The following is a 23,932-nucleotide window of genomic DNA, read 5'->3' as shown; positions in this document are numbered from 1 at the left end:
AGGGCTGCCCTTGAACGTCTGATCGCTCCGGGGATAGCATTGCCGGCACCGGCGCCGGCGTCGATTGCCCACTACCACAGCGTCGCAAAGATTAGGGACTGGTGCGGCCGTGGTTAACCCGGACGGGAACCGGCCGTGCCTTGGCTGAGGGCCGGCGCATACTGATTCGATCAGATCGGGGAGACGGCATGGGCGAGACAAGTGCAGAGACGCCATCAGCAGACCTGATGGTCGACCTGATCATCAGCCTGGACGGGTATGCCTCGGCCGAGGGATGGCCCGGCTGGTGGGGTCTGGAAGGGCCGGAATACCTGGCCTGGCTCGAGGAGGAGGGGGAGAAAGGCTACACCTTCCTTCTCGGGGCGAATACATACCGGCTGATGTCCAGCATGTCCGAGGAGGCCGCGGCCGGTGACTCGGGATTCTCCGCGGACGAGGGAGCCAGCCTGACGGGTCTTGCCGCCGTTCCCAAGATCGTCTTCTCCTCCACCATGCAGGCGCCCCTGAGCTGGCCGAACTCGGAGCTTGTCGCCGGGGACGCGGTCAAGGCCGTGGCGGAGCTGAAGCGAACGAAGGCCGGGCCCTTGAGCACTCTCGGCAGCCTTAGCCTCTGCCGGTCGCTGCTGATCGCTGGCCTCGTGGACCGGTTCAGGGTGGTCGTCTTCCCGGTGATCACGGGCCGCACAGGCCGGGAGCGGATCTATGACGGCTATCCGGACGTCTCGCTGCAGATGGTGGACAGCAGGACCTTCGACGGCAGGCTCCAGCTGCTCGAGTACGTCCCCACCCTGCTCAACGGGCCGCCGGGCAGCCGTCCGACGTAAGTCACTACGTCGAAGCGAAGGTGTTGCTACCAACGCATGTTCCCCGAGACCCTGGACCCTGCTAGCCCTTTCGGCGCAGTTCGGCCTGTTTCACGAGTTCTGTCAGCCATGGCCTGTGTCCTTGGTGGAAGACCATCCCGTCCGGGAGGCCCTGAACAACGGGGACGGAACCGGCAATGTCGATGGTGATCCGGCCGCCTGCCATAGGCGCGTTGCTGATGTGCAGGTCGCCGTAGGACTCCGGCAGTACCGGGTCCATCCAGAAGCCGCCCTGGGATACGTGCGCGTCGTACCGCATGAGGCTGGTCACCAGCTGGATCGGCGTGGTTGCCGCCCAGGCCTGGGGCGAACATGCCGTCGGATAGGGGACGGGTTCGGCAAACTGCTCGCGGTCAAAGCCGCAGAACAGCTCCGGCAGCCGTCCGTCCGAGAACTCGGCGGCATCCAAGAGTGCCGTGGCAATGCGCTGCGCCTCCCCCACGAAACCATAGCGCAGCAGACCGGCAGCGATCACCGCGTTGTCGTGCGGCCAGACAGATCCGTTGTGGTAGCTCGCGGGGTTGTAGGCTCCCATGTCGCTTGCGAGCGTCCGGACGCCCCAGCCGCTGAACATTTCCGGGGACATCAGCCTTTCGGCCACCAGCGGCGCCTTGTCCTCATCCACGAGGCCGACCCACAGGCAGTGGCCCATATTGGACGCACAGGCATCGACCTGCCGTTTCTTTCCGTCCAAGGCGATCGCGTAATACCCGCGGTCCGGCATCCAGAACTGCTCATTAAACCGCTTCTTCAACTGGGCCGCCTGCTCGGAGAGCTGGGCACCCAACGCGGCGTCGCCGGCGTCGTACGCTATCCAAGCGCGCGCCATGTAGGCATCGTAGACATAGGCCTGGACTTCGCAGAGCGCAATGGGGGGCTCAGCCATGCGGCCGTCGGCGAAGTTGATGCCGTCCCAGGAGTCCTTCCAACCCTGGTTGATGAGCCCCTGGGGGTTGAGGCGCTCATACTCGACAAATCCGTCGCCGTCCTTGTCGCCATAGTTGTGGATCCAGTCCAGGGCGCGGTCTGCATGGGGCAGCAGCTCGGCGATGGTTTCGGCGGCAAAGCCCCAGCGGCTCACCGAGCCCAGCACCACCACGAACAGCGGGGTCGCGTCGACGCTGCCGTAGTAGATGTTCTTACCGCCCAGGGAGAGTCCGCTGGAGACGTCGAGCCTTACTTCGTGCAGGATTTTGCCCGGTTCCTCCTCGCTCAATGGATCCACCACGCTGCCTTGGCGGTCCGCCAGCGTTTGCAATGTGCCCAGTGCCAGGGACGGATCAACCGGCATGGACATTTCCGATGCCCACAGAGAGTCCCGGCCGAACAGGGTCATAAACCACGGCGCGCCTGCTGCCACCACGACGCGTTCCGGATAGTTCGGGTCTTCGATGCGAAGGGCGCCCAGGTCGTCGTAGCTGCGCCGCAGGGTTCGTTCAATGGAGTGGTTGCCCATTTGAAGCTTGGGAATCTTGGCAACCCATTCCTGCCGGCGGCGGTCCCGGGGGGACAACTGCTCCCCTTCGGTGTGGGTGAACGACGGCGGGGGAGGACTCGCCGCCTCGTTGCTGGGCACCGCTGTGAGCACCGTGCTCCACTGGCTGTGGGGCCCGACAGAGATGTGGTAGGTCAACGCGTCCTGCGTGACGTCGGCACCAGGGGCTTGGACCAAAATGCCCTTCCGGACGTCCTGCCAGACTCCGCGAATGGTCATGGAATCGCCGTCCACGCGCCGGGTTTCTTCCCAACGCCCCTTTATCCGTGCCTCCTTAACCTCGAAAAGATCTGCGAAATCCGCTTCAGGCTTCACGGAGAGCACGCATTCAGCCGGTTCCGTGGAGAAATTGCGTATGGTGACCTGCTCCTGGATGCCCGCCCCGACTTCCCGCAGGCGCTCCACGATCAGCGGGCTGTCCGCATATCCGTCCGTGCGGGGAACACGCCCGGCAAACAGCGCCCGGTAGGGTTCCTTTGCTTCGGCCGCCAACGATTCAAGCGGCTGCCCATTAACGGTCAGGCACCAGCGGGACAGGATGCGCGTGTCCTGGAAGAAAACTCCGTGCGGATATTCGGGATGGATGTCTCCATTGGGCAGGGAGATGCAGAAGGATGTCCCTTCCACCAGGGTTACAGTTCCGGCCCCCACGGGTCCGGCAGCAGTGTCAGCGTTCCATCCAGCCATCCTGGCTCCTTCAAGAAAACACCGGCAGCGCGCCCGTAACGATGGCCGTTCCGTGGCTCGTGCTGCCCGCCTGCCATAGAAACTACTCCCGCTCCGCCCATGGCGCCAGAGATCAGGTGGGGGCAGGATTCCCGGCACTGTGCCATTCCACGCCTTGGCGGCGCAGGGGATTCCGAACCGGCATGGCTGAGGCGAGAAAATTGGGGCTATCGTAGATTGTTTACAATCTGTAGGATGAGAACGTGCTCTTCCAATGACGGCAGGCACAGCAGCACAGGGCGCAGCCTGTGGTCAAAACTCGCTTGGAGGAATGAAATGAAGAAAAGGCCGATTGCCACACTGCCGAGCTACTATTCCCCCCTGACGTCCAGCACGGGGCATCACTGCCCGATCACTGGCTGGTGGCGTTCGGCTGAAGACCTGGAGCCGAGGTTCATCTCCGAGGGCGACGTGATGCCTGCGGCCAACGGCACGCCAACGCAATGGACCCTCCACCTGCAGAGGGGAATGCGTAACCATGGATCTGTTCCGGAGTCACTGCTGGTTCATTGAGCTGAGGGACCGCCTGCAGGGGCTGAGTATCCTCTCAGGAGTGACCATGATCCCGGCCCGGGCGTATGTGACGTAGAACCTGCCCCGGATCGTCACCCGACCGCGATGCGGGCGCGGCCTCTTGAGACTGCGCCCGCCGGAAAGTACCGCCACTGGTTTCGGCTACGTCTCCTTGTTTAAACGTTTCGTCGCGAAGCTGGGGAGCCTACGGCAGCTTCAACTGCAGCCACGAGAGATTGGACGTCGGTTTCGGTGGTGTCCCAGGAGCACATCCACCGGACTTCCCCGCGTGCCTGGTCCCAGTCATAGAAGCGAAAGGATTCCCGGACTTTCGCGGCTACCCCTGGTGGAAGGACGGCAAAGACGCCATTGGACTGTGTTGCTTGCGTCAGTGAGACGCCGTTAATGGCCGAGATTCCTTCTCTGAGACGTTGAGCCATCTCGTTGGCGCGACTGGCAGACCGCAGCCACAATCCGTCCGTTAGCAGGGCGACCACTTGCGCAGAGACGAAACGCATCTTTGAAGCAAGCTGCATGTTCATCTTCCGCAGGTAGCTCATGCCTGGGTCGGACTGTGGGTTGAGCCAGATAACAGCTTCACCGAACAGCAGCCCGTTTTTGGTGCCGCCAAACGACAGGACGTCGACACCGACGTCGGTGGTGAGTGCCCGCAAAGGAAGCCCGAGATGGGCTGCAGCGTTGGCCAGCCTTGCTCCGTCCAGGTGCAGTTTCATTCCCTTCGCATGGACGTGTTCTGCGATCCGTTGGATTTCTTCCGGCGTGTAGCAGGTGCCGAGTTCGGTGGTCTGGGTGATCGATACGGCCAGTGGCTGTGCCCGATGCTCGTCTCCCCAGCCCCAGGCTTCGGCGTCGATCAATTCCGGGGTGAGTTTGCCATCCGGTGTGGAGATCGGGAGGAGCTTTATTCCGCCAATCCGTTCCGGGGCGCCGTTTTCGTCGGTATTGATATGCGCTGTTGCTGCGCAGATGACAGCGCCCCAGCGCGGGAGCAGGGCTTGCAGGGCAAGGACATTTGCCCCTGTTCCATTGAAGACCGGATATGCGGTAGCAGTTGCCCCGAAGTGGGACTGGATGACCCCTTGAAGCGCGGCTGAGTAGACATCTTCGCCGTATGCGGTGACGTGGCCTTCGTTGGCTGCCTGAACTGCTTCAATGATTTTGGGGTGAGCCCCGGCGTAGTTATCCGAGGCGAAGCCCCGGTATGTCGGGTCGTGCAGGCGCCCTGGCACTACCTGCGGGTCGCCTCCTCTGGGATCGACGCTGACGCTCATGCCGGTGCGCCCGCGAGGTGGCCGGCCGTGAGGGACAAGCGCTGCCCGTTGATCTGTTTTGCCTCAAGGTCGAAGATCCGCTGTACAGCGTCGGCAAGGACGCTGACATCCGTGAAGCCCGGAAATTTCCGCTCGGGCTGGGCTGCGCGCATCCGGTCATCGACCAGAGCTTTGACGACGAAGACCAGGGCGGCTGACTGCTGCATGGAGAGGGGGCTATCGCTTCCTCCCTGCAGGTGCCGGAATCCGTCGGCCACGGCCAGGGTCCATGCCTCGGCGGCGGACTTGACGGCGGCATAGGCGGCACCGTCCGCTGTTGGCGAGGAAGCGGACTGTGCGGAAACGATGGCCAGGCGACCTACGGGGGAGGTAGCCAAGTCATCGTAAAACGCGCGGCTGGTGTTCCTCAGGGTGGTGAGAACGCTGGTATGCAGGAAGTCCCAGTCTCCATCCGTCTGGCCCTTAATGCCGGTACCGCCGCGCCACCCTCCTACAAGGTGGATAAGGCCGTCCACTGGACCCAGGCCGTTTCGGACAGACGTCGCCAGCTCCTCAACGGCCTGCAGGTCCGCGAGGTTGCAGACATAGCCCGTGACGTTTTCGTACGCTGCCGAGAGCTCCTGCACTCGGTCCTCAAGAATGTCCACGGCGGCCACGCGTGCCCCTGCTTGCGAAAGGGTGCGGACTACCGCGACGCCGGCAGCGCTTGTCGAACCGGCGACGACTACCGTACGCCCCGAGAGATCCTGGCTCATGCGCCCGCCTCGCCCTCAGTCTTCACAGGGCTCTTACCGGTGATCCCGGCAGTTGACTCAATGACCGAGGACATCTTCTTCTCCAGTGCCTCGTAGAACATCGACAGCGGGAATTCGTCATCAAGGACTTGGTCCGTCAGACCCCGGGGAGGGCCTTCGAGCGGAAGGGCCTCCGACCCCTTGGCCCACACGGAGGCCGGGTGGGGGGTGAGGGTTTCCGAGACGAGCTCGTAGGCAGCCAGCCAGTGTGCGGTCTTCGGCCGGTCGATTGAGCGCCAGTAGAGCTCCTCGATGCGGAGACCCAGCTCCACGACCACGCCGGCGACGCTATTCCAGTCGATGCTCAACTTTCCATCTGTCCAGTGCAGGACCCGGTGCTGGTGCATCCAGGCGAACAGCAGTTGGCCGCCCACGGCGTCGTAGTTACGTACCCGGTTCCCTGTAATTGCGAAGCGGAAAATGCGGTCGAAGATCACGGCGTACTGGACCAGCTTGGCGTGCTTGCGGGCGTCCTCGGAAGCCGTTTCGTCCCGCTCAATGAGGACTGATTCGCGGAAGGCGGTCAGGTCACAGCGGAGCTCCTCCAGGGAGTACAGGAAATACGGCATCCGCTGCTTGATCATGAACGGGTCAAAGGGCAGGTCACCGCGCATGTGGGTCCGGTCATGGATCAGATCCCACATCACGAAGGTCTTCTCCGTGAGGTGCTGGTCGTCGATGAGTTCCGCGGCATCAGCCGGCAGGTCCAGGCAAGTGATGTCGGCAGCAGCTCTTAGGACGCGACGGAACCGGGCAGCTTCGCGGTCCGCGAAAATGCCTCCCCAAGTGAAGGAGGGGGTGCTCCGGACCGCTACGCTCTCGGGGAAGAGAACTGCGGAGTTCGTGTCATAGCCGGGCGTGAAGTCGACGAAGCTGATGGGCACGAACAACTTGTTGGAGTAGTTTGCTGCCTCCAGTTCAGCTACGAAAGAAGGCCAAATGACCTCGATGAGGACAGCCTCGAAGTAGCGGTTGGTGCTGCCGTTCTGCGTGTACATGGGGAACACAACCAGGTGCGGCAGCCCATCGATGCGCCACCGCTCCGGATGGAAGGCTACCAAAGAGTCGAGGAAATCCGGTACGACGAAGCCCTCGGACGCCCACCGCTGGAAGTCCTGCGCGAGCAGTTCGAGGTAGTCGGTGTCGTGGGGTAGGTGGGGGCGCAGGTCGTTGATTGCGTCAGTAATGATGCCGACATTCTGGCGGGCTTGGTCAAGGTCAGCGGGTTCCGGAACGGAACCGTCCTGCACTTGAACCTGCTGCAGGCCGATGACGGCTGCCTTCAGAGCCTGCCATGCCGGGAGCGCCTTGAGGTCTTCTGCCCGGGTGGTTGTCACTTCCGGGTTTGCGATTAGGGACATGCTCGTTCCTTCCGTTGAGGGGATTCCTGAAGAAGCTAGCAGTGCGTAAGCATCCGTGAAGGATTTTTGCATCATGCATAAGAAATACTTTTGCTGAGGGCCGTCTCTTCACTGCTATGCCTGTGCCTGACCTTAAGGTCGGGCTTCCTCTGGCCGAGTTTGCGAGGCGTTTGCTGGTCGACCGGTAGACGAGGTGCCCCACCACCTCTTGTGCATCTGCATCCCTGGCCTTTCGCCCAACGCCGGAAACTGCCATAGCAGATCGTCAGTGCTACTTACTCACCGGTGACAGTCAAATCAGTAGTTCTTACGCTCACGTCGAGTAACCCATGGCTATTCGTAAGGACTTGACCCGTCGGACGTGCAACATTCGCCAGGCCAAAGGCCGCTTCCTTCACGTGTGTTAGCTTGATCACCGCTCTTCCCGGCCCGGGGGCTAGGAAGGCTTAAATCCACCGCAGCTACCTTTTCGGAGGCACCATGGGACTTGGCTCCCACACGCAAATAAGTGCTCGGGTTATTGCTCCCGACACCCCTGAAACCGGTCTTTGCTCCGGTTCAGGACTGTTTCTTAGCTCGGGGTCCACCACCGTGCAGGCACGGCCGCGTTTGAACGTTACGGCCTACCTGCTCGAGACAGCAGTCGCAGAAGCCTGTACTCGTCGAGCCGTTGGTGGCACCGGGAATCCGACCCTACTCGCATCGATACCCCTTGGCGGTGTTGCATGAAACCACCACCAAACGGAACTTTCGCAGACATCAAACCCGATGACACAGCACAACAGGAGTCCTCCCTTGCGATAGGGGCACATCGCGCTTCTGGCGAAATCACCAACGAACTCAAGCGCGGGCTAAACAACCGCCACCTGCAGATGATCGCCATCGGCGGCGCAATCGGTACCGGACTGTTCGTGGCCTCGGGCGGCACCATTTCCCAAGCGGGTCCCGGAGGTGCGTTGGTCGCCTACGCGCTGGTCGGGCTGATGGTATTCCTGTTGATGCAGTCACTGGGCGAGATGTCGGCCAAAATTCCGGTCGCCGGTTCTTTCCAGTCTTTTGCCACCCGTTTCGTCTCCCCGTCCTTTGGGTTCGCGATCGGCTGGAACTATTGGTTCAACTGGGCCATCACTGTGGCCGCCGAGCTGGTCGCGGCCGGAATCATCATGGACTTCTGGTTCCCGGGGGTCCCAGGATGGGTGTGGGCCGGGATCTTCCTGCTGGTGTTGACCGGGCTCAATGCGCTCTCGGCGAAGTCCTTTGGTGAGTCGGAGTTCTGGCTCTCCCTGATCAAGGTCAGCGCAGTGGTGCTCTTCCTGATCGCCGGCGTGCTGATGATTTTCGGCATCCTCGGGGATAACGCTCCGGGACTGAGCAACTGGGAAAATCGCGATGACGTGTTCCACGGGGGTTGGGTCTCGATCATCTCGGTCTTCATGGTTGCCGGCTTCTCCTTCCAGGGCACCGAGCTCGTGGGAGTCGCCGCAGGCGAAGCCAAGAACCCGCGTCGTGAAGTGCCGAGGGCTATCCGTACTGTCTTTTGGCGCATCATGCTTTTCTACATTGGTGCCATCTTTATCATCGGCTGCCTGATCCCGTTTACCGATCCGAGCCTGCTGGCCTCCGGCGAGTCCGATATTGCAGCATCGCCGTTTACCCTGGTCTTCTCTCGCGCCGGAATCGCCTTCGCAGCGGCCTTGATGAACGCCGTGATCCTGACCGCGATCCTGTCCGCTGGCAACTCTGGACTATATGCCTCCACTCGGATGCTTTACGCCATGGCCCATGACGGCATGGCCCCGAAGATCTTCGGCCGAACCAATGCGCGTGGTGTGCCGATCGCGGCGTTACTGGCGACCGCAGCCGTGGGACTCTTCGGGTTCCTCTCCGCGATCGTCGGTCAGGGTGCAGCCTACTCGTGGCTGCTGAACATGTCAGGCCTATGCGGCTTCATCGTCTGGGCGGGAATCGCGGTCTCCCACTACCGTTTCAGGCGCGGCTTCCTGGCCCAGGGAAACAAGATCAGCGACCTGCCGTACAAAGCATCCCTGTTCCCCATTGGCCCACTGCTGGCCTTCGCCCTGCTGATACTGGTAATCGTGGGACAGAACTACGAGGCTGTGCTTGCCGGGCGGACCATGGAGGTGCTTTCCTCCTACATCGGGTTGCCAGTCTTCATCGTTCTATGGCTGGCTCACCGCTTCATCACCAAGTCCAAGGTGGTGCCGCTGCTCGCGATGGATCTCACGGCACCAAAGGACCTCGAGGACGAACCTGGGAGCGGCACCCAGTAACCATGCTGCGCGGGCTACCCCACGCATTGCCGGGCCCCGCGGTAACCGCGGGGCCCGAAGGGCTAATACGCGGGATCTAGACCAGAAAGAGGAAAGCCGGGTGAGAATTGCACCCGGCTTCGCTCTTGCCCAGGTCAAAACGGAGTGTCTTTCAGCGGCGTCTGTCCTGGCTAGCTGGCTGGTTTTAGTGCGGTCCGCCATGCGCCTACGGCTTTGGCGGTGCTGAAGGTCCAGGTGGCGGTGCCGGCGGCGCCGGCGGTGGCCTGGGTCCTGTCGGCCTGTTCGGCGATCTGCCCGCCGGTGGCTTCCCACCGCTCCGTCCATCCCGTCGGTGGGGTCGCGGCGGGGTTGGAGCTGTCAAACCCGAGGCCGCCGATCAGCATCGCGCCGTTGCTCGCTGTGGTGATGCCCGGAACGGTGATGCTGGTGGCCGTGTAACTGGTGTTGACGGCGGTGGCCACGGCACTGTCCAGCGGTGTGGTGGTGTTGACGCCGGTGTACGCGGTGATGCCGCCGCCCCATTTCACGGCCTTGCTCAGCGTCCAGGTGTAGGTTCCCGGATCAGCGGCACCCACGACGCGGTAGTAGGCGAACACCTTCGCCCCGGCCGTGGAGGAGCTGGCTATGCTCAAGCCGTTGACGATCGCTGTCCAGCCCGCGGGGACGGCCACCGTGGGATTCTGGTCCGCCGTGAAGGAGGCGACCAGGACATCCCCGGCCGTTCTGCCCGCGGGCGCGGCCAGTGCCACCGTGGCGGTGGCCGTGGAGGTATTCGTTGTCGTTGAACTCCGGGCAGTGATCCCCGACGCCGGCGCGGCCGGCGGACTGACCGTGATCGTCGAGGTAGCGGAGGTCGAGCCTCCGCTGTTGGTCGCGGTCATTCTCGCCGTGTAGGTCCCTGCCGCGGTGTACGTGTGGGAAGGGTTCTGCTCGGTGGACGTGACGCCGTCACCAAACTCCCAGGCCCACGACGTCGGCGCCCCGGTCGAGGTATCACTGAAACTCACCGGCAGCGGGGCCGTGCCCGTCGTCGGGGACGCGGTAAATGACGCCACCGGCGCCGGCGTGGCCGCCGGGTCGACCGTGACGGTCGCCGTAGCGGAGGTCGAGCCTCCGCTGTTGGTCGCGGTCAGCCGTACCGTGTACGTCCCTGCCGCGGTGTACGTATGGGAAGGGTTCCGCTCCGTGGACGTGCCGCCGTCACCAAAATCCCACGACCACGACGTCGGCGCCCCGGTCGACGTGTCAGTGAAGCTCACCGGCAACGGAGCCGTGCCCGTCGTCGGTGACGCAGCAAAGGAAGCCACCGGCGCCGGTGTGTCGGGATCCTTGGGGGCAGGTTTCAGCGCGGTACGCCATGCGGCAACCGCTTTGGCGCTGCTGAAGGTCCAGGTGGCTGTGCCGGTGGCTCCGGCGGTTGCCTGGGTCCTGTCCGCCTGTTCCGCGATCTGGCCGCCGGCGACGGTCTCCCAGCGTTCGGTCCATCCGCTGGGCGGGGTAGCGGCGGGGTTTGAACTGTCAAACCCGAGGCCGCCGATCAGCATGGACCCGTTGCTCGCGGTCGTAACGCCGGGAACGGCAATGCTTGTGGCTCTGTAGGTTGTGTTGACAGCGGTGGCTACAGCGCTGTCAAGAGGGGTCGTGTTGTTGACTCCGCGGTATGCCGTGACGCCGGCGCCCCATTTCACGGCGGTGCTGAGCGTCCAGGTGTAGGTGGGTGGCTCAGACGCTCCGGCCACGCGGTAGTAGGCAAAGACCCGTGCGCCGCTGCTGATGGAGAGCCCGTTGACGATCGCGGTCCATCCCGCGGGGACAGCCGCCGTGGGGTTCTTGTCCGCGGTAAAGGAGGCGACCAGGACATCCCCGGCCGTGGTACCGGACGGCCTGGTCAAAGTCACGGCGGTGGTGGCAGTTGTTGCGCTGGCAGTGGTGGAGCTGACCGCGGTCACTGTCCCCGACGGTGGAGGGGGCGGCGGTGGTGTGGAGCCAATGTTGATGGTCGAGGCGATGCTGGGCACGCCGTCGGCATCCACAGCAAAGAGCATGTAATTGCCCGGCACCAGCACGCCCGTGTCCGCCGGCAACGTCAGGGACGCGGTATTACCCGAGACCGCAGTTGCGGTCAGCGGTATCCGCCGCTGGTCGGTGTTCACGGTGTGGGTCACTGTGCTCATCCGCATCAGGGAGAACTTCGTGGTCGGCGCCCCGGTGGTCACGGCAATCGTGCTGCCGGGCGAGGCGGTGGCCGGTGCGGTCACAATCTCGGGCCGCACGCGCGCGCTGCCGTCGGCGTTCAGCAGGTAGGGCGGGGTGAAGATCTCTCCGTCCAGGTGGTTCGTCGAGCAGCTTCCCGGGCACAGCCCGCCGCCGCCGACGAACACCCGGGCATCCGGGAGCAGCAGGGCCACGCTGTGATACGTCCGGGGAATGGCCATCGGAGCCATCGTGGCCCACAGTCCGGTCGCCGGGTTCCAGATTTCCGGGGACATCCTGGCTCCCGTGTCGGTGAACTGCACTGGCGTAGCCTGACCGCCCACGACGAAGACCTGGCCATCAGGCAGCGCGACCCCGTTCGCGAAGGACCGGCTGACGGCCATGTCCGCGGTCCGGGCCACGGTGGCTCCGTTGTTGATGTCGATGGTGTATGCCCGCGCGGTGGCGGGAGTGTCCTTGTAGGCAGGCGCTCCGCCCACGGTGAGGATCTTGCCGATGTCGTACATCACGGCGTCGCCGTTCATGGCGTCCGCGCTGTCGGACCGCAGTCCGGCGGACGTGATGCTGCCGGTGCCTGTGGTGGAGATCCAGTTCATTTGGCGGCTCGGCCCGGCGTGGAACACCCGGCCGCCGGGGGCGGCAAACAACCAGGCGTGATTGTCGGAATGGTGTTCGCCGGGATCGTCGGTCAGGATATTGTCGACCAGCACGTTGGGCAACGTTCGCCAGCCGCCCGCTTCAGACCACAACTCGCCGTGCTTGTTGCCGATACCCCCGGACCAGGAGCCGCCGATGGTGAACACCTCACCGGTGGACGTGGTCACGTTGGAGTGGTAGCCGCGGGCGATCTTCATTGCCGGCCCCGCTGTCCAGGTGTTCGACCCAGGATCGTACAGGGTGGTCTTCGAACTGTTGCTGCCGCCACTGATTATGATCCGCCCGTCCGGCAGCATCGAGGTCCCGGGGCAGAACATGTCGTGACCGGTGTTGGCCACCTCGGTCTGGCTCACCGCGCCGGTGGCGAGGTTCAGGATGGAGGTCTGGGTGTAGCCGTTGCTGCCGCCGAATACAGTGGGGGAGTAGGCGGACCAGGTGAGCAGCTTGTTGCCAGGAAGCAGCGCCGCCGCGGCCGGGACAATCGGGAAGTTGATGGTGGGACCCCAGGACCCCTGCACCCCGTTCACGGCCATGGTGGTCATCATGCCGCCGTCGCTTTGGCCGACCAGGTTGATTTCCGCGGCGCTGCTCCACGATCCGCGGTTGCCGGCCTCGCTGATGGCCCGTAGTTGGACATAACGTGCCGTGACTGCCGCGAACGTCACGCTTTTTTCGGCACTGGTGTCCGCCCAGGTCCCCTGGGCCACCGGGGTACCCCATGCGGTGCCGTTGGTGCTCACCAGAATCTCGAAGCTGCCGATCCGCCCGTTCTCGACGTCAGGACGCGGCAGGTAGCGCAACCCCGTGATGTTTTGGGTCACCTTGGTGTCGATCGTGATGGCGTGAGCCAACGGGACTGCAGCCGTGGCAGTTCCCTTGCTCTGCCAGAACGTGTCGGCGTTCCCGTCCAGAACGTTGGCGGCCGCGCCGTTCCCGCCGGAAACCTCCTCGTCGCTGGCCGACACCGTCCACCCGGCCCGTTGCACGGGATCCGGGGCCGGCTGCATTGCGGCGGCCGGCAGCGCCGCGTTGTGAACATGTGAACCGTGCGCGCTCGAGGAGTCGCGCGGAGCCGCCGCCTCGTAACCCGTAATCAGCAGGGACGTCGCCATCCCTGCGGTGACCAGGGCCGCCAGGGCGGACCTCTCGCGCCGCCACACTCCCGGGCCCGAACGATTGTCCGCATGAGTGGGTCTCCCGGCGGGTGCTGCAGGCCCGCGTGTAGACAGGACATGGAAGCCGCTCATCGTGGAGATGACGGATCGGACACGGCTCGCAACAGACATGGTCCTCCCTCAAATGGCAGGTCAACACTGGACCGCACAGGCGGTGTCTGTTGATCGCAGACATGATGGATCGGAGCCTACGGAATCAACAGGACGCCGGGCCAGAGTAGTGGGTACCTGTCTTTGCTCCACCGGATACCCGCCGATCAGCCTTCAGTACCTGTGTTGCTACCTGGCAGCCACTTGCACGAATCAACCCCCTTGACAGGCTGTTTCACATAGACAAAGTTCTAGGGGTACGGTCTCGGAGTTCAGGTCCATCCATCGAAGGAAGAGCCATGCCGAGACCTCATTTTTTCGCTCTGTTGGCGCCGCTGGCCGTGGCCGCGCTGGTGGCTCTCGGCCTTGTGCCTGCGATGGCTGCGGCCGCATCCTCCACTCTGACCCTCAATGCGATCGCGGACACCTATGTTTCCAGTTCTTCGCCCAACCGAAACTCTGGTGGCGCCACTTCCTTGGCCGTTTCACAAAACTCCAACCACGCGTTGTTACGGTTCGACGTGTCGCTGCCCGATGGAAGCAGCGTCACGAACGTGACGCTGATGGTCTATTCAAAGTCCGCGGTGAACGGCAGGGTGATTGTGCATCCTTCCAGTAACGACTGGGGTGAGTCGACTGTCACTTTCGCGAACCAGCCTGCATGGCAACCTGCTGAGCTTTCCAGGTCCGGGGTCCTGCCGGCAGGCGGCTATGTAAGTGCGACCTTGCCCGTTACTTCTGTCCCCGTCTCAGGTCCTGTCAGTTACGGCCTGAGCACGACTGGGGTGACGGGCAGCCTGGCCTCCCGTGAGACGGCGAACCCGCCGCTGCTCCTGATTACGTATTCGGCAACCCCGCCGCCCCCGCCCACAGAGATCCCGACGCCGCCCATCGCCAGTGTTTCGCCCGTAGTCGAGAATGTTGGATTTTCAGGCTCGGGGGACGTCACCGATGACTCCGTCATCTGGGCTGATCCCGCAAACCCTGCCAATAGTGTTGTCATTGCAGATAAGAAGGCGAGCTCAGGCGGCGGGATCGGGGTCTTCGGCATGGACGGCAAACTGATCCAGTTCCGGGCCGAGGGGATGATCGGTAACGTTGACCTGCGGGCAGGCTTCCCATTATCCGGGATTCCCACCGTGCTTGTGGGGGCAAACAACCGGACGAACAACACGCTTGGGTTGTGGTCACTGAATACAGAGAGCAGGACTCTCTCAGGTGCCGCCGCCCGAAGCATCCCAACATTCGCACCAAACTATGGATTCTGCATGTACCACAGCCGGGTGAGTGGCAAGTTTTATGCCTTTGTAACACCTTACGAGGGTGGCGGTTCCATCCAGCAGTTCGAACTCTTCGACAATGGAGCCGGCCTGGTGGACGCGAAGCTCGTAAGAACGCTGTCCATCAGCAGCATCACTGAGAGTTGCGTGGCCGATGACGACCTTGGTTACCTATACGTCGGCCAGGAGGATGTCGCCATCTGGAAGTACGGCGCTGAACCTGACTCTGGAGACGGCCGGGTGGCCGTCGACACCGTGGGCGCGGGTCACCTGGTGGCTGACATCGAGGGGATGAGCATGGCTTATGGCCCTGACGGGACGGGCTATCTCTTCGCGTCCAGCCAAGGGGATTCCACTATCGCCGTGTACGAGCGCGCTGGCAGCAACGCCTACGTCAAATCGGTGAGGGTCGTCGCCAACGGGTCAATCGATGAAGTCACGGGCAGCGACGGCATCGATGTCACCAGCCTGAATGCCGGGCCGCAGTTCGAGCAGGGCGTTATGGTGGTTCACGATCATCCCAATACCGGTGGCAGCACGTCCAACCTGAAATATGTCCCGTTGAGCGCGGTGGTGCAAATGACACCTCCACCGGCACCGCCGGGTCCGGTGACGTCCTTTACCGCTTCACCGACCACGGGCACGGCCCCGCTGCCCGTGAGTTTCACTGACACCTCGACCGGGGCGCCGGCCTCCTGGGCCTGGGATTTCGGCGACGGCGGCACGTCCGCGGAGCAGAACCCCTCCCACACGTACACCGCGGCCGGCACCTACACGGCACGGCTGACCGCCACCAACAGTGAAGGCTCGACCTCCGCTACCGCGACCATCACGGTCAACCCGCCGGCACCGCCGGCGCCGGTGGCTTCCTTTGCTGCGTCACCGACGACGGGCACGGCTCCGTTGCCGGTGAGCTTCACTGACACGTCGACCGGGGCGCCGACGTCGTGGGCCTGGAATTTTGGTGACGGCGTCACGTCCACCGAGCAGAACCCTTCCCACACGTACACCGCGGCAGGGACCTACACGGCGAGACTGACCGCGACCAACAGCGGAGGCTCGACCTCCGCTACCTCGACGATCACGGTCAGTCCGCCGGCCCCGCCGGCGTCGGGGATCACTGCCCGGAGTTCAACGACAACGAATACGTCCACGGCCACCGCCACGGTGGCACTGGCCGCGCCCGCGGGCAGAACGGCCGGGGATGTGCTGGTCGCCTCCTTCACGGCGGACCAGAATCCGACGGTGGCCGTCCCCGCGGGCTGGACCGCGATCGTCAACGGCTTGAGCATAGCCAGCTCCTCCACGGCCGGGGCGAAGGTGTTCGCCTACTACCGCGTCGTGGGTGCCTCTGATCCGGGAACCTACACCTGGACGCTGAGCAAGGCCGTGAAATGGGGCGGCGGCATCACCGCGTACACCGGCGTCAACACCACCACACCGCTGGACAGTGCCGTGGCCACCGCCGTCAACACCAGTTACACGGCCACCAGCATCACCGTTCCGGGCATCACCACAGCGAGCAACGGCGCGATGCTGATCGGCGGCCTCGGGTTTGACAGCTCCAACCCCGCCGCGACCCCACCGACGGGATGGACGGAGCGGTGGGAAGCCACCGGCGGGCAGATCGCCGAACAGGCCGACAGGACCCAGGCCACCGCCGGCGCCGCCGGCACCGCCACCTGGACCTTCAGCACCGCCAAAGCCGTAGGCGCATGGCGGACCGCACTAAAACCAGCCAGCTAGCCACGGAACGTCTGTGTGACAAGCCCTACGTTTCGTGACTCGTCGCGATGTCGTGCGATGCCGCCCATTCGCCCACGTCCCGGCGTTCGATCGCCGCGGCCATCAGCTCCGGAAACAGATCAGGCGTGCAGGCGAAGGCCGGGACGCCGATTCCGGCCAGGGCAGCGGCATGGTTTGAATCGAACGTCGGGTGACCGCTGTCACTCAGCGCCAGCAGCGCGATCAGGGTTGCTCCCGATCCGACGATGGTGGCCGCCCGCCGCAGCATCTCCTCGGCTATTCCACCCTCGTAAAGATCGCTGATGAGCACCAGGATCGTCTCGGTCGGGTGGGTGATCTGGTCTTGGCAGTAGGCCAGTGCCCGGTTTATGTTCGTGCCGCCCCCCAGCTGCACGCCGAAGAGCACATCCACGGGATCCTCCAGGTCATCCGTAAGATCAACAACCTCGGTGTCGAAGACCACCAGCCGCGTGCGCACAGACCGCAGCGAGCTGAGCACCGCGCCAAACACGCTCGAGTACACCACCGATTCGGCCATGGAACCGGACTGGTCGATGCACAGGATGATCTCCCGCTGCACCTCGGTACTGCGCCGGGCGTAACCGACCAGCCGCTCAGGCACCACTGTGCGGTAGTCGGGCTGATAGTTCTTGAGGTTGGCGGCGATCGTGCGGTTCCAGTCAATGTCCCGGTGCTTGGGACGCCGGGTCCTCGCGGCGCGGTTCAACGCCCCTGAGACAGCCTGAATCGTCTTGGCGCGCAAGCGATCCTCCAACTCCTTGGTCACCTGCCGGACCACCGCCCGGGCGGTCTCACGGGAACGCTCGGGGATGGCGCGGCCCAGTCCCACGAGCGTGCTGACCAGGGCGATATCGGGCTGCACGGTGCGGAGCGTCTCGGGTTCGAGGAGCAGCTGCCTCAGGCCGAGCCGGTCCATGGCGTCGGCCTGCATCACCTGGACGACCGTGGACGGGAAGTAGCCGCGAATGTCGCCGAGCCAGCGGGCTACCCGCGGGCTCGACGCGCCGAGGCCTCCCCGCCCGCTTTTTGGGGCTTCATACAAGTCCTGCAGGGCCTGGTCCCTGCGATGGTCCGCGGCTGAGAGGACCACAGGTTGGCCCTCGGCCGTCGTGATGCCGTCGGCCTCGTGGCCGCCGAGGACCAGGCGCCAGCGGCTGAGCCGGTCGCGGCCGTCGGGGTTCAAACCGGTCACGATTTGGCCTCCCATCCGAGATACCTGGCCATCACACGGATCGCCGGACCGGCTCCCGACAGGTCAAACGTCATAGCGGTTGGGGTTTGCGCGAGTTCGCTGTCCCGGCTCACCTGTTCGCCGATCTCCCGCCGCTCCGGCGGGCTGAACAGGGAGAATGTCCGGCGCAGCAGGGGCAAAACGTCATCGAAGACCTCATCGTGCACCCCGGCGACCCAATCATCGACGATCTGCAGCAGGCGCCGGTCGTGAACCAGCAGCACGGCGTCGCCGGACAGCAGTCCATCCAGCCAGGCGGCGGCTTCCGGCGCAGGAGTTGCGATGGACAGCCGACGGCTGAGTCGGGCCGCGACCTCATCCCTGTCAACCAGCCCCGCCTCCAGCAGCAGCCTTGTGGCACGCCCTGCGACTGATCCGTGGATCCGATCTGAACCCGCGACTGCGGCGAGCGCCGCGTGCCAGTCGTCCAGGGGCAGCTCCGGCAACAGGGACAGACCGTGCTGGGCGGAGTTGATGGCCCGCCGCATCGCGGCGGCGGCTTCATCGTCCAGCCCGGCGCATGCAGTCGGCAGGCCGACGCACGCCCGCACCACCGTGGCATTCAGGATCCCCTGCACCCCTGTGACATCCACTCCGCGCACATTGCCATAGCGGCAGGTCCGGGCGAGCGGGGCTATGGTTTCCAGCAGCGGGGCCACATCCTGCTGCGCGGCGGTCTGCTCGCCCAGTACCGACACCACGGCGCTGATTCCGTCGGGCAGATCTGCGAGCAGGCAAGCGGCGAGCAGATCGCTGAGATCGGCCAGGCTGCCGGCACCCTGCGCGCGTTCAGCTACACACGCCGCTGCTGCCGCGGCGATGGTGGTGCCGTAGCGGCTGGCGTCCACCACTGCGAGGGCCAGTTCCGGCCGCCACAGGAGGCTCCATGCCTCCTTGAATGTGCCCGTTGTGCGTCCGGTGTCGCTCGCCGTTCCCCAGTTCACGCCGAGCAGTGCCAGCCTGTGCAGCAGGACTGAGCGGGCCAGCTGATTCGGCTTGCGGAGGTCGATGGTCAGAATCTCCTCCATCGCACTCGGCTGCAAGCGCAGGCGGCGTTGGATTGCGGCGAGGTCGGCGGCCAGTGGGACGGTCGGTGCGGACTCCGGTACGCTTCCCAGCTCGTATCCAACGGTGAGCTCTCGGTGCACCAACGCCAGGGGCACGCGTGAGCCATCACAGAGAACAGCTTGCGCGGCGTCGTCCAACTCCGTGAGGCCAGGGCTGGGGCGGCCGCGGAGTGTAGCCAGAGCCCCCGCCATCCGGCTGGCCTCCACGACGGAGGCCGTGGACGCATCCAGATCTTCCCGGCGTAGGGTTTGTGCAACGCGGACCAGCCAGGTGGTGGCCACATCAGCCGTGTGATCCCGGGAACTCCAGTGGGCGAAGAGATGCTGATACCAGCCGGGCGCCGTGACGCCTGCACCGTACCCGGTCTGAAGGCGCAGCCGATCCGAGGTCCACGGCACCCAGGTGACAGCGACCTTGGTCTTGGGCAAACCGGTCAGCAGCTTGTTGTCCGTGGACGCCGGGGGAAAGTTCGCGGGAACGAGCGCGGGGGAGTGGTAGGCCCCGCACACCACCGCGATGCTTGCATGCCCCTCGCGCATCGCGGCACGCAGCTGCCGCCGCATTGCGGCTTCGCGTCGACCGTTCTCGACGACGTCCGGGTGCCCGGCAGGCCGCACGTCGCCGGCCCGGATCTCTGCGATGGCATCGCTGATCGCTGCGAACCTGTCGATGGGACTGGCATTGCGGTGTTCGACGGCGTCCTCCCACCAGCGCTCGGCGTCACTGTACCCGGCAGCCTGGGCCAGCATCGAAATGGCGTCAGGCCGGTAGGGCTCTGGCGCAACGGGTTCCGGCTCTTCCCCGGCCGCATCTTCGCCGGGGGTGTCCGGCTCATCCGGCGTTTCCGGGGGAGACGCCGACGCTGCGGAAGCCGCGGCGACCTGCAGCGCGAAGCTGTTCGCCGCGGGAAGGTCGATCGTACGTACCGGGATTCCCGTCGATACAGCCCAGCGCATCGCCACCCACTCCGGGGAAAAATCCGCCAGCGGGTAGAACGAGGCCAGCCTGGGCTGATCGGCGGCGTAGATGAGCGCCGCCACCGGCGGAGTCATTGAGGCATCGGCAACCAGCGGGAGAACCTGCTCAATCTCGGGCGGGCCCTCAACCAGCACCAGGTCCGGCCGGATGGACGCCAGGGCCTCGGCAACCGAGCGTGCTGAACCGGGCCCATGGTGCCGGATCCCGAGGACATGGACGTCTGTCACTGGATCAGTTCGAGGTGTCGAGATCGCGGCAGGCCCGGTAGAGGTCCTTCCACTCCGGCCGGTTGCGGACCACGGTCTCCAGGTACTCCTGCCAGATCACCCGGTCCTGGACCGGATCCTTAACCACCGCCCCGACCAGGCTGGCCGCCACGTCATCGGCGCGGACGCTGCCGCCACCAAAGTGGGCTGCCAAAGACAGGCCGTTCGTCATCACCGAAATCGCTTCTGCCGTCGACAGGGTGGCGGATGGGGATTTGAGGGCGGTGCGCTGATCCTGCGTGAGGCCGGCGCGCAGTTCGCGCATCACCGTGACCACCCGGCGGATCTCCGAAAGTGCCGCAAGATCGGCCGGAAGCTCGAGTGCCGCGCCGAGGCTGCGCACTCGGGTGGTGACGATTTCCACCTCCTGGTCCAGGCTGTCCGGCAGCGGCAGCACCACGGTGTTGAACCGGCGGCGCAGCGCAGACGACAGGTCGTTGACGCCCTTGTCGCGGTTGTTCGCTGTGGCAATGACGTTGAATCCCTTGCGCGCCTGCACTTCAGTGTTGAGTTCAGGGATCGGCAGTGTCTTTTCGCTCAGGATGGTGATCAGGGAATCCTGCACGTCCGACGGGATCCTGGTGAGCTCCTCCACCCTCACAATGCTTCCGGTCTCCATGGCACGCATCACTGGTCCGGGGACCAAGGCTGCACGGGACGGTCCCTCGGCGAGCAGCCGCGCATAGTTCCAGCCATACCGCAGCGCCTCTTCCGGTGTGCCCGCGGTGCCCTGCACTACCAACGTGGACGTGCCCGAGATGGCCGCTGCCAGGTGCTCGCCGAGCCAGGTCTTCGCCGTCCCCGGCACGCCGAGCAGCAGCAGCCCCCGATCGGTGGCAAGTGAGGCGACGGCGATTTCCACCAGCCGGGCCGATCCCAGATATTTCGGGCTGATCGGCGTGCCGTTCGGCAGCGTGCCGCCAAGAACGTAGGTGGCGACGGCCCAGGGAGACAGCCGCCAGCTGGGCGGTCGGGGACGATCGTCGACGGCGGCCAGCGCCTGCAGTTCATCGGCGTAGGCGGTTTCCGCATGGGCACGGAGAATGTCCGGGGCGGTCTGGGCATCGGTCATCGGAAGGCCTCCGTCAGCGATTGTTGGAACGATTGGTATTGCACCACATCACGAAACACGCGGCGCCGCGGGGCGTCGTCGTCGGAATCTTGCAGCAAGCGGCGGCAGTGATCTGCCGAGTCGAGCGGCAGCGCCATGGGCAGGAAATCAGCAACCAGCGCCGCCAACGGGCCGCCGTTCTTTGCGGCGACGAGCTCGAGGACCTCGTCCGCCAATGTCAGGCCCCACGGCCTCGGCACGTCCCGCAGCAGGGGGACCAGCGCCATGGGCTGTGCCGTGCCGCCGCGGATGTGGCGCAGAAGCGCCTGCTCCCTTTCCGCGGGCGCCAGGCAACTCAACAGCCTCGCGTCAGTGCGGACATCCAGCAGCGCGCGGGCCCACTTGGCATCGGCCCGGAGGACGGCGGCGGCGACAATCGTGTCGATCACACGGGGTTCGCCGTCAAGCAGCGCCAGTGTCGCGGCGGGGCTGCGTCCGGCGACGGTTTCCCACACGTCGAGCGGGGCGCCGCGGATGATCGTGTCCAGCCGCCCCAGCCGGTCAGGCTCGCCGGCGCGGGGTGCCGGGGCGATGCCGTCGCGCAGGGCTGCGGGGTCCGGATCGGGTGGCAGGTCGATCTCGAACTGCTTGCGCAGCAGGCCTTTCACACGGACCAGAGGCTTCAGCCGGGTGGCCATCCGCTGGGCGCGGGCGCTCGTGGGAAGTCCGTCCAGCAAAGCGGCCGCGACGTCCCGCACGCTCTTGGCTTTGTCGTCCAGTGCACGTTCCAGAAGATCCTCGTCGGCAGGTTCGAGGTTGGTGCCGAAGACGCTCAGATAGGCGGCGCGTTCCCGGGCGCTGAGCGTTTCCCAATGCGTGGCCAGCTGCTCACGCGCGGACGCCGGGTCGCTGCGCCGAAGCCGTTCCAGTTCCACTGTCGCGTCAGCCGTCCTTAGCTCGGCCCAGTCGGTCGTCGTCTCCGGAGGCGGACCGGAATCCATGGGGCGGGTGAGGGATTGGAGCCAGCGGCCGCGGGCTCCGATGGCCGGATGTAGATGCTCCGCCACGCCGCGATGCGTGTCAGCTAAGGCCAGCAACACCGGGATTGAGCGGTGCGGAACTCGCAGTCCGGACGCTCCGGCGAGCTGCAGCCAGTCCGTTACAAGCTGGGAGCGGAGCTCCACACCGACGGGAGGCTGGGTGAGCAGCAGGTCCAGCAGCCGGGCGGCCTCACCGCGGGCTTCCGGGGCATCGTCCGCTGGGGCCGGATCAGGCAGGTCAGCGGTGTCCACGCTGCGGGGGCGGCGGGCAGCGCGGGTGACGACGTCGGCCAGGGCCGCCTGGTCGAGCAGTGACTCCTCGCGGGACAGGCCATCCGGCGGGCGAAAATCCAGATCCGCGGGCGGAAGTGGCGCTGCGCGCCGTCCTGTGCCCAGGAGCGCCGACGTTCGGAGGTCGGCCAGCCACGTCATGGCGTCACCACCGCATCGCCGACGACGACGGTCAGCGGCCGCACGCGGCCCTCCTCCAGTTCTCCGAACAGGTCGACAGGATGGCCGCCGGTTAGTGCCAGCAGCGAGTCTAAGGGGGCGTCGACAAACGGGAGGGCGTCACCGGAACCGTCCCGCAGCCAGCCATGATCACCAGGGAGGACACGGACCCCCCCGAACAGCACCGGGTGGCGCCCCCGCCAGGGCGAGAGAGCAACCCCGGCCGACTCCAGTTCCAGCGCCTGGGCGATGCTGCAACCCTCACCGAGCGTCTGGGCGAGCCCCCGCGGGGCAATCGGACCTGTGAACATTGCCCGCTGCGGCGCGGAGCCGGGATACCGCGCCACGGTAACGTCCAGCTCCGCCCCGGCCAGTTGGGGCGTCGCGAGCGCCTCACCCCGGCCAGCGAAATCGAGGACGACCGCGACCGTTCCGTCGGGTCCGCGAATCCAGGTGCGTTGTTGCTGGAGCCGCCCGTCATCGCCGCGGTAGGCGCCGAGCACCAGCCACGGACCGGGCAGAGCCTCGGTGCCCTGGACATCGGCCGATGCCATGGACCACCCTACGGCCGCCCGGACATCGGCAAGCTCGCTTGGAGTCAGCTCGTCCCTCCTGCCCCACGCTTTGGTCAAGGCCCACCAACGGCCCGCATGCAGCAGCAGATGGTCGGCCCAGTCGGCGCGGGCATGCACATCCGATCCCATCGCCCGCACCTGCTCGGCCAGCCCCGGGAGCTGGGCGTCCACCAGGCGCGCAGCTACACCGTCCCACCAGGAATAGGGCTGGCTGCGGGCGGCAGCCAGCCCAGTCCGCGCCAGATCCGTCAGCCACCGGGCGAAGTCGGAGATCCCCGCATCCATGAGCGTCAGCCGGGTGGCCAGCCGCTTGGCCTGCGCAACAGGGTCCGTCGGCTGCTCTGACTGGCGCCGCTCGCGGGCTGCGGAGCGGTCCCCCCGCTGGTCCGCCCACTCCTGCGCGAAGTCTGCGGTCTCCACGCCGTCTCCGGCAGCCTCGCCCCGGGACCACAGGAGCAGCAGCGCCAGCGCGTGCTTGCAGGGAAACTTCCGGCTTGGGCACGAGCACCGGTACGCCGGCGCGGCGATGTCCACGCTCACCTGATACGGGGTCTTGCCGCTGCCCTGGCATTTGCCCCAGACCAGGACGTCGTTGCTGCCGGTATCGGACCATGGACCGGGACGTGCCAGCTTGCGGGCAGCGGCCACGGAAGGTCCGTCGGGGGCGGCGCCGATCACCCTCTCCTCGCTCCAGCGCACCATGATGCTCATTGTGCCCGATGCTTCAGGGGCCGCACGAGAGGCAGGGCAGGTGT

Annotated in this window: 13 protein-coding genes; 3 read left to right on the top strand and 10 right to left on the bottom strand. The window is 65.3% G+C overall.

Annotation, left to right across the window (positions count from 1 at the left end; translation table 11 throughout):
- Positions 1–188 precede the first annotated feature (188 nt).
- Positions 189–824, top strand: a complete 636-nt coding sequence (locus tag ACIP90_RS02900) for a dihydrofolate reductase family protein (protein WP_400576687.1) — start codon at positions 189–191, stop codon at positions 822–824.
- 61 nt (positions 825–885) lie between these two features.
- Here ACIP90_RS02900 and ACIP90_RS02895 read toward each other — a convergent pair whose 3' ends face one another.
- The 4 genes from ACIP90_RS02895 to ACIP90_RS02880 form a co-directional block, all read right to left on the bottom strand.
- The gene (locus ACIP90_RS02895) at positions 886–3,045 is read right to left on the bottom strand and encodes a glycogen debranching N-terminal domain-containing protein (protein WP_400576685.1); all 2,160 of its coding nucleotides are present in this window, start codon (positions 3,043–3,045) and stop codon (positions 886–888) included.
- Between the two features lie 728 nt (positions 3,046–3,773).
- Positions 3,774–4,889: a threonine aldolase family protein gene (locus tag ACIP90_RS02890; protein WP_400576683.1), complete on the bottom strand. Its 1,116-nt coding sequence runs from the start codon at positions 4,887–4,889 to the stop codon at positions 3,774–3,776.
- Positions 4,886–5,644, bottom strand: a complete 759-nt coding sequence (locus ACIP90_RS02885; protein ID WP_400576680.1) for an SDR family NAD(P)-dependent oxidoreductase — start codon at positions 5,642–5,644, stop codon at positions 4,886–4,888. The genes ACIP90_RS02890 and ACIP90_RS02885 overlap by 4 nt, the downstream gene beginning before the upstream one ends.
- Complete coding sequence (locus tag ACIP90_RS02880) at positions 5,641–7,044, bottom strand: DUF6421 family protein (protein WP_400576678.1); 1,404 nt, start codon at positions 7,042–7,044, stop codon at positions 5,641–5,643. The genes ACIP90_RS02885 and ACIP90_RS02880 overlap by 4 nt, the downstream gene beginning before the upstream one ends.
- A gap of 725 nt (positions 7,045–7,769) precedes the next feature.
- Between ACIP90_RS02880 and ACIP90_RS02875 the strand changes: the two genes are divergently transcribed.
- Positions 7,770–9,335 (top strand): amino acid permease, encoded by a 1,566-nt coding sequence (locus tag ACIP90_RS02875; RefSeq protein WP_400576675.1) that lies wholly within the window; start codon positions 7,770–7,772, stop codon positions 9,333–9,335.
- A 170-nt stretch (positions 9,336–9,505) separates the two neighbouring features.
- On the opposite strand, the gene ACIP90_RS02870 is transcribed toward ACIP90_RS02875, so the two are convergent.
- Complete coding sequence (locus ACIP90_RS02870) at positions 9,506–13,492, bottom strand: PKD domain-containing protein (RefSeq protein ID WP_400576673.1); 3,987 nt, start codon at positions 13,490–13,492, stop codon at positions 9,506–9,508.
- 278 nt (positions 13,493–13,770) lie between these two features.
- On the opposite strand from ACIP90_RS02870, the gene ACIP90_RS02865 reads away from it, so the two are divergent.
- The gene (locus ACIP90_RS02865) at positions 13,771–16,497 is read left to right on the top strand and encodes a phytase (RefSeq protein ID WP_400576671.1); all 2,727 of its coding nucleotides are present in this window, start codon (positions 13,771–13,773) and stop codon (positions 16,495–16,497) included.
- A gap of 25 nt (positions 16,498–16,522) precedes the next feature.
- On the opposite strand, the gene ACIP90_RS02860 is transcribed toward ACIP90_RS02865, so the two are convergent.
- Genes ACIP90_RS02860 through ACIP90_RS02840 form a run of 5 tightly spaced genes read right to left on the bottom strand, consistent with a single transcriptional unit; the run spans position 16,523 to position 23,888 of the window.
- Positions 16,523–17,710: a VWA domain-containing protein gene (locus tag ACIP90_RS02860; RefSeq protein WP_400576669.1), complete on the bottom strand. Its 1,188-nt coding sequence runs from the start codon at positions 17,708–17,710 to the stop codon at positions 16,523–16,525.
- Entirely contained in the window at positions 17,707–20,022 is a 2,316-nt protein-coding gene (locus tag ACIP90_RS02855) for a DUF5682 family protein (RefSeq protein ID WP_400576667.1), read from the bottom strand. The genes ACIP90_RS02860 and ACIP90_RS02855 overlap by 4 nt, the downstream gene beginning before the upstream one ends.
- Before the next feature lie 4 nt (positions 20,023–20,026).
- Positions 20,027–21,133, bottom strand: a complete 1,107-nt coding sequence (locus tag ACIP90_RS02850) for an AAA family ATPase (RefSeq protein ID WP_400576665.1) — start codon at positions 21,131–21,133, stop codon at positions 20,027–20,029.
- The gene (locus ACIP90_RS02845; RefSeq protein WP_400576663.1) at positions 21,130–22,584 is read right to left on the bottom strand and encodes a DUF5691 domain-containing protein; all 1,455 of its coding nucleotides are present in this window, start codon (positions 22,582–22,584) and stop codon (positions 21,130–21,132) included. The genes ACIP90_RS02850 and ACIP90_RS02845 overlap by 4 nt, the downstream gene beginning before the upstream one ends.
- Complete coding sequence (locus tag ACIP90_RS02840; RefSeq protein WP_400576661.1) at positions 22,581–23,888, bottom strand: SWIM zinc finger family protein; 1,308 nt, start codon at positions 23,886–23,888, stop codon at positions 22,581–22,583. Before ACIP90_RS02840 ends, ACIP90_RS02845 begins: the two co-directional genes overlap by 4 nt.
- Positions 23,889–23,932: the final 44 nt, after the last annotated feature.

Source organism: Arthrobacter sp. NPDC093139 (assembly GCF_044754165.1).
In the GTDB taxonomy this organism is placed as follows: domain Bacteria; phylum Actinomycetota; class Actinomycetes; order Actinomycetales; family Micrococcaceae; genus Arthrobacter.
This window is presented reverse-complemented; position numbering and strand designations above follow the sequence as displayed.

Excerpts from the sequence above, each read along its gene's own strand:
- ACIP90_RS02845 (WP_400576663.1), bottom strand. The coding sequence starts at position 22,584 with ATGACGTGGCTGGCCGACCTCCGAACGTCGGCGCTCCTGGGCACAGGA.
- ACIP90_RS02865 (WP_400576671.1), top strand. The coding sequence starts at position 13,771 with ATGCCGAGACCTCATTTTTTCGCTCTGTTGGCGCCGCTGGCCGTGGCC.
- ACIP90_RS02850 (WP_400576665.1), bottom strand. The coding sequence starts at position 21,133 with ATGACCGATGCCCAGACCGCCCCGGACATTCTCCGTGCCCATGCGGAA.
- ACIP90_RS02885 (WP_400576680.1), bottom strand. The coding sequence starts at position 5,644 with ATGAGCCAGGATCTCTCGGGGCGTACGGTAGTCGTCGCCGGTTCGACA.
- ACIP90_RS02870 (WP_400576673.1), bottom strand. The coding sequence starts at position 13,492 with ATGTCTGTTGCGAGCCGTGTCCGATCCGTCATCTCCACGATGAGCGGC.
- ACIP90_RS02895 (WP_400576685.1), bottom strand. The coding sequence starts at position 3,045 with ATGGCTGGATGGAACGCTGACACTGCTGCCGGACCCGTGGGGGCCGGA.
- ACIP90_RS02875 (WP_400576675.1), top strand. The coding sequence starts at position 7,770 with ATGAAACCACCACCAAACGGAACTTTCGCAGACATCAAACCCGATGAC.
- ACIP90_RS02900 (WP_400576687.1), top strand. The coding sequence starts at position 189 with ATGGGCGAGACAAGTGCAGAGACGCCATCAGCAGACCTGATGGTCGAC.
- ACIP90_RS02890 (WP_400576683.1), bottom strand. The coding sequence starts at position 4,889 with ATGAGCGTCAGCGTCGATCCCAGAGGAGGCGACCCGCAGGTAGTGCCA.
- ACIP90_RS02840 (WP_400576661.1), bottom strand. The coding sequence starts at position 23,888 with ATGAGCATCATGGTGCGCTGGAGCGAGGAGAGGGTGATCGGCGCCGCC.
- ACIP90_RS02880 (WP_400576678.1), bottom strand. The coding sequence starts at position 7,044 with ATGTCCCTAATCGCAAACCCGGAAGTGACAACCACCCGGGCAGAAGAC.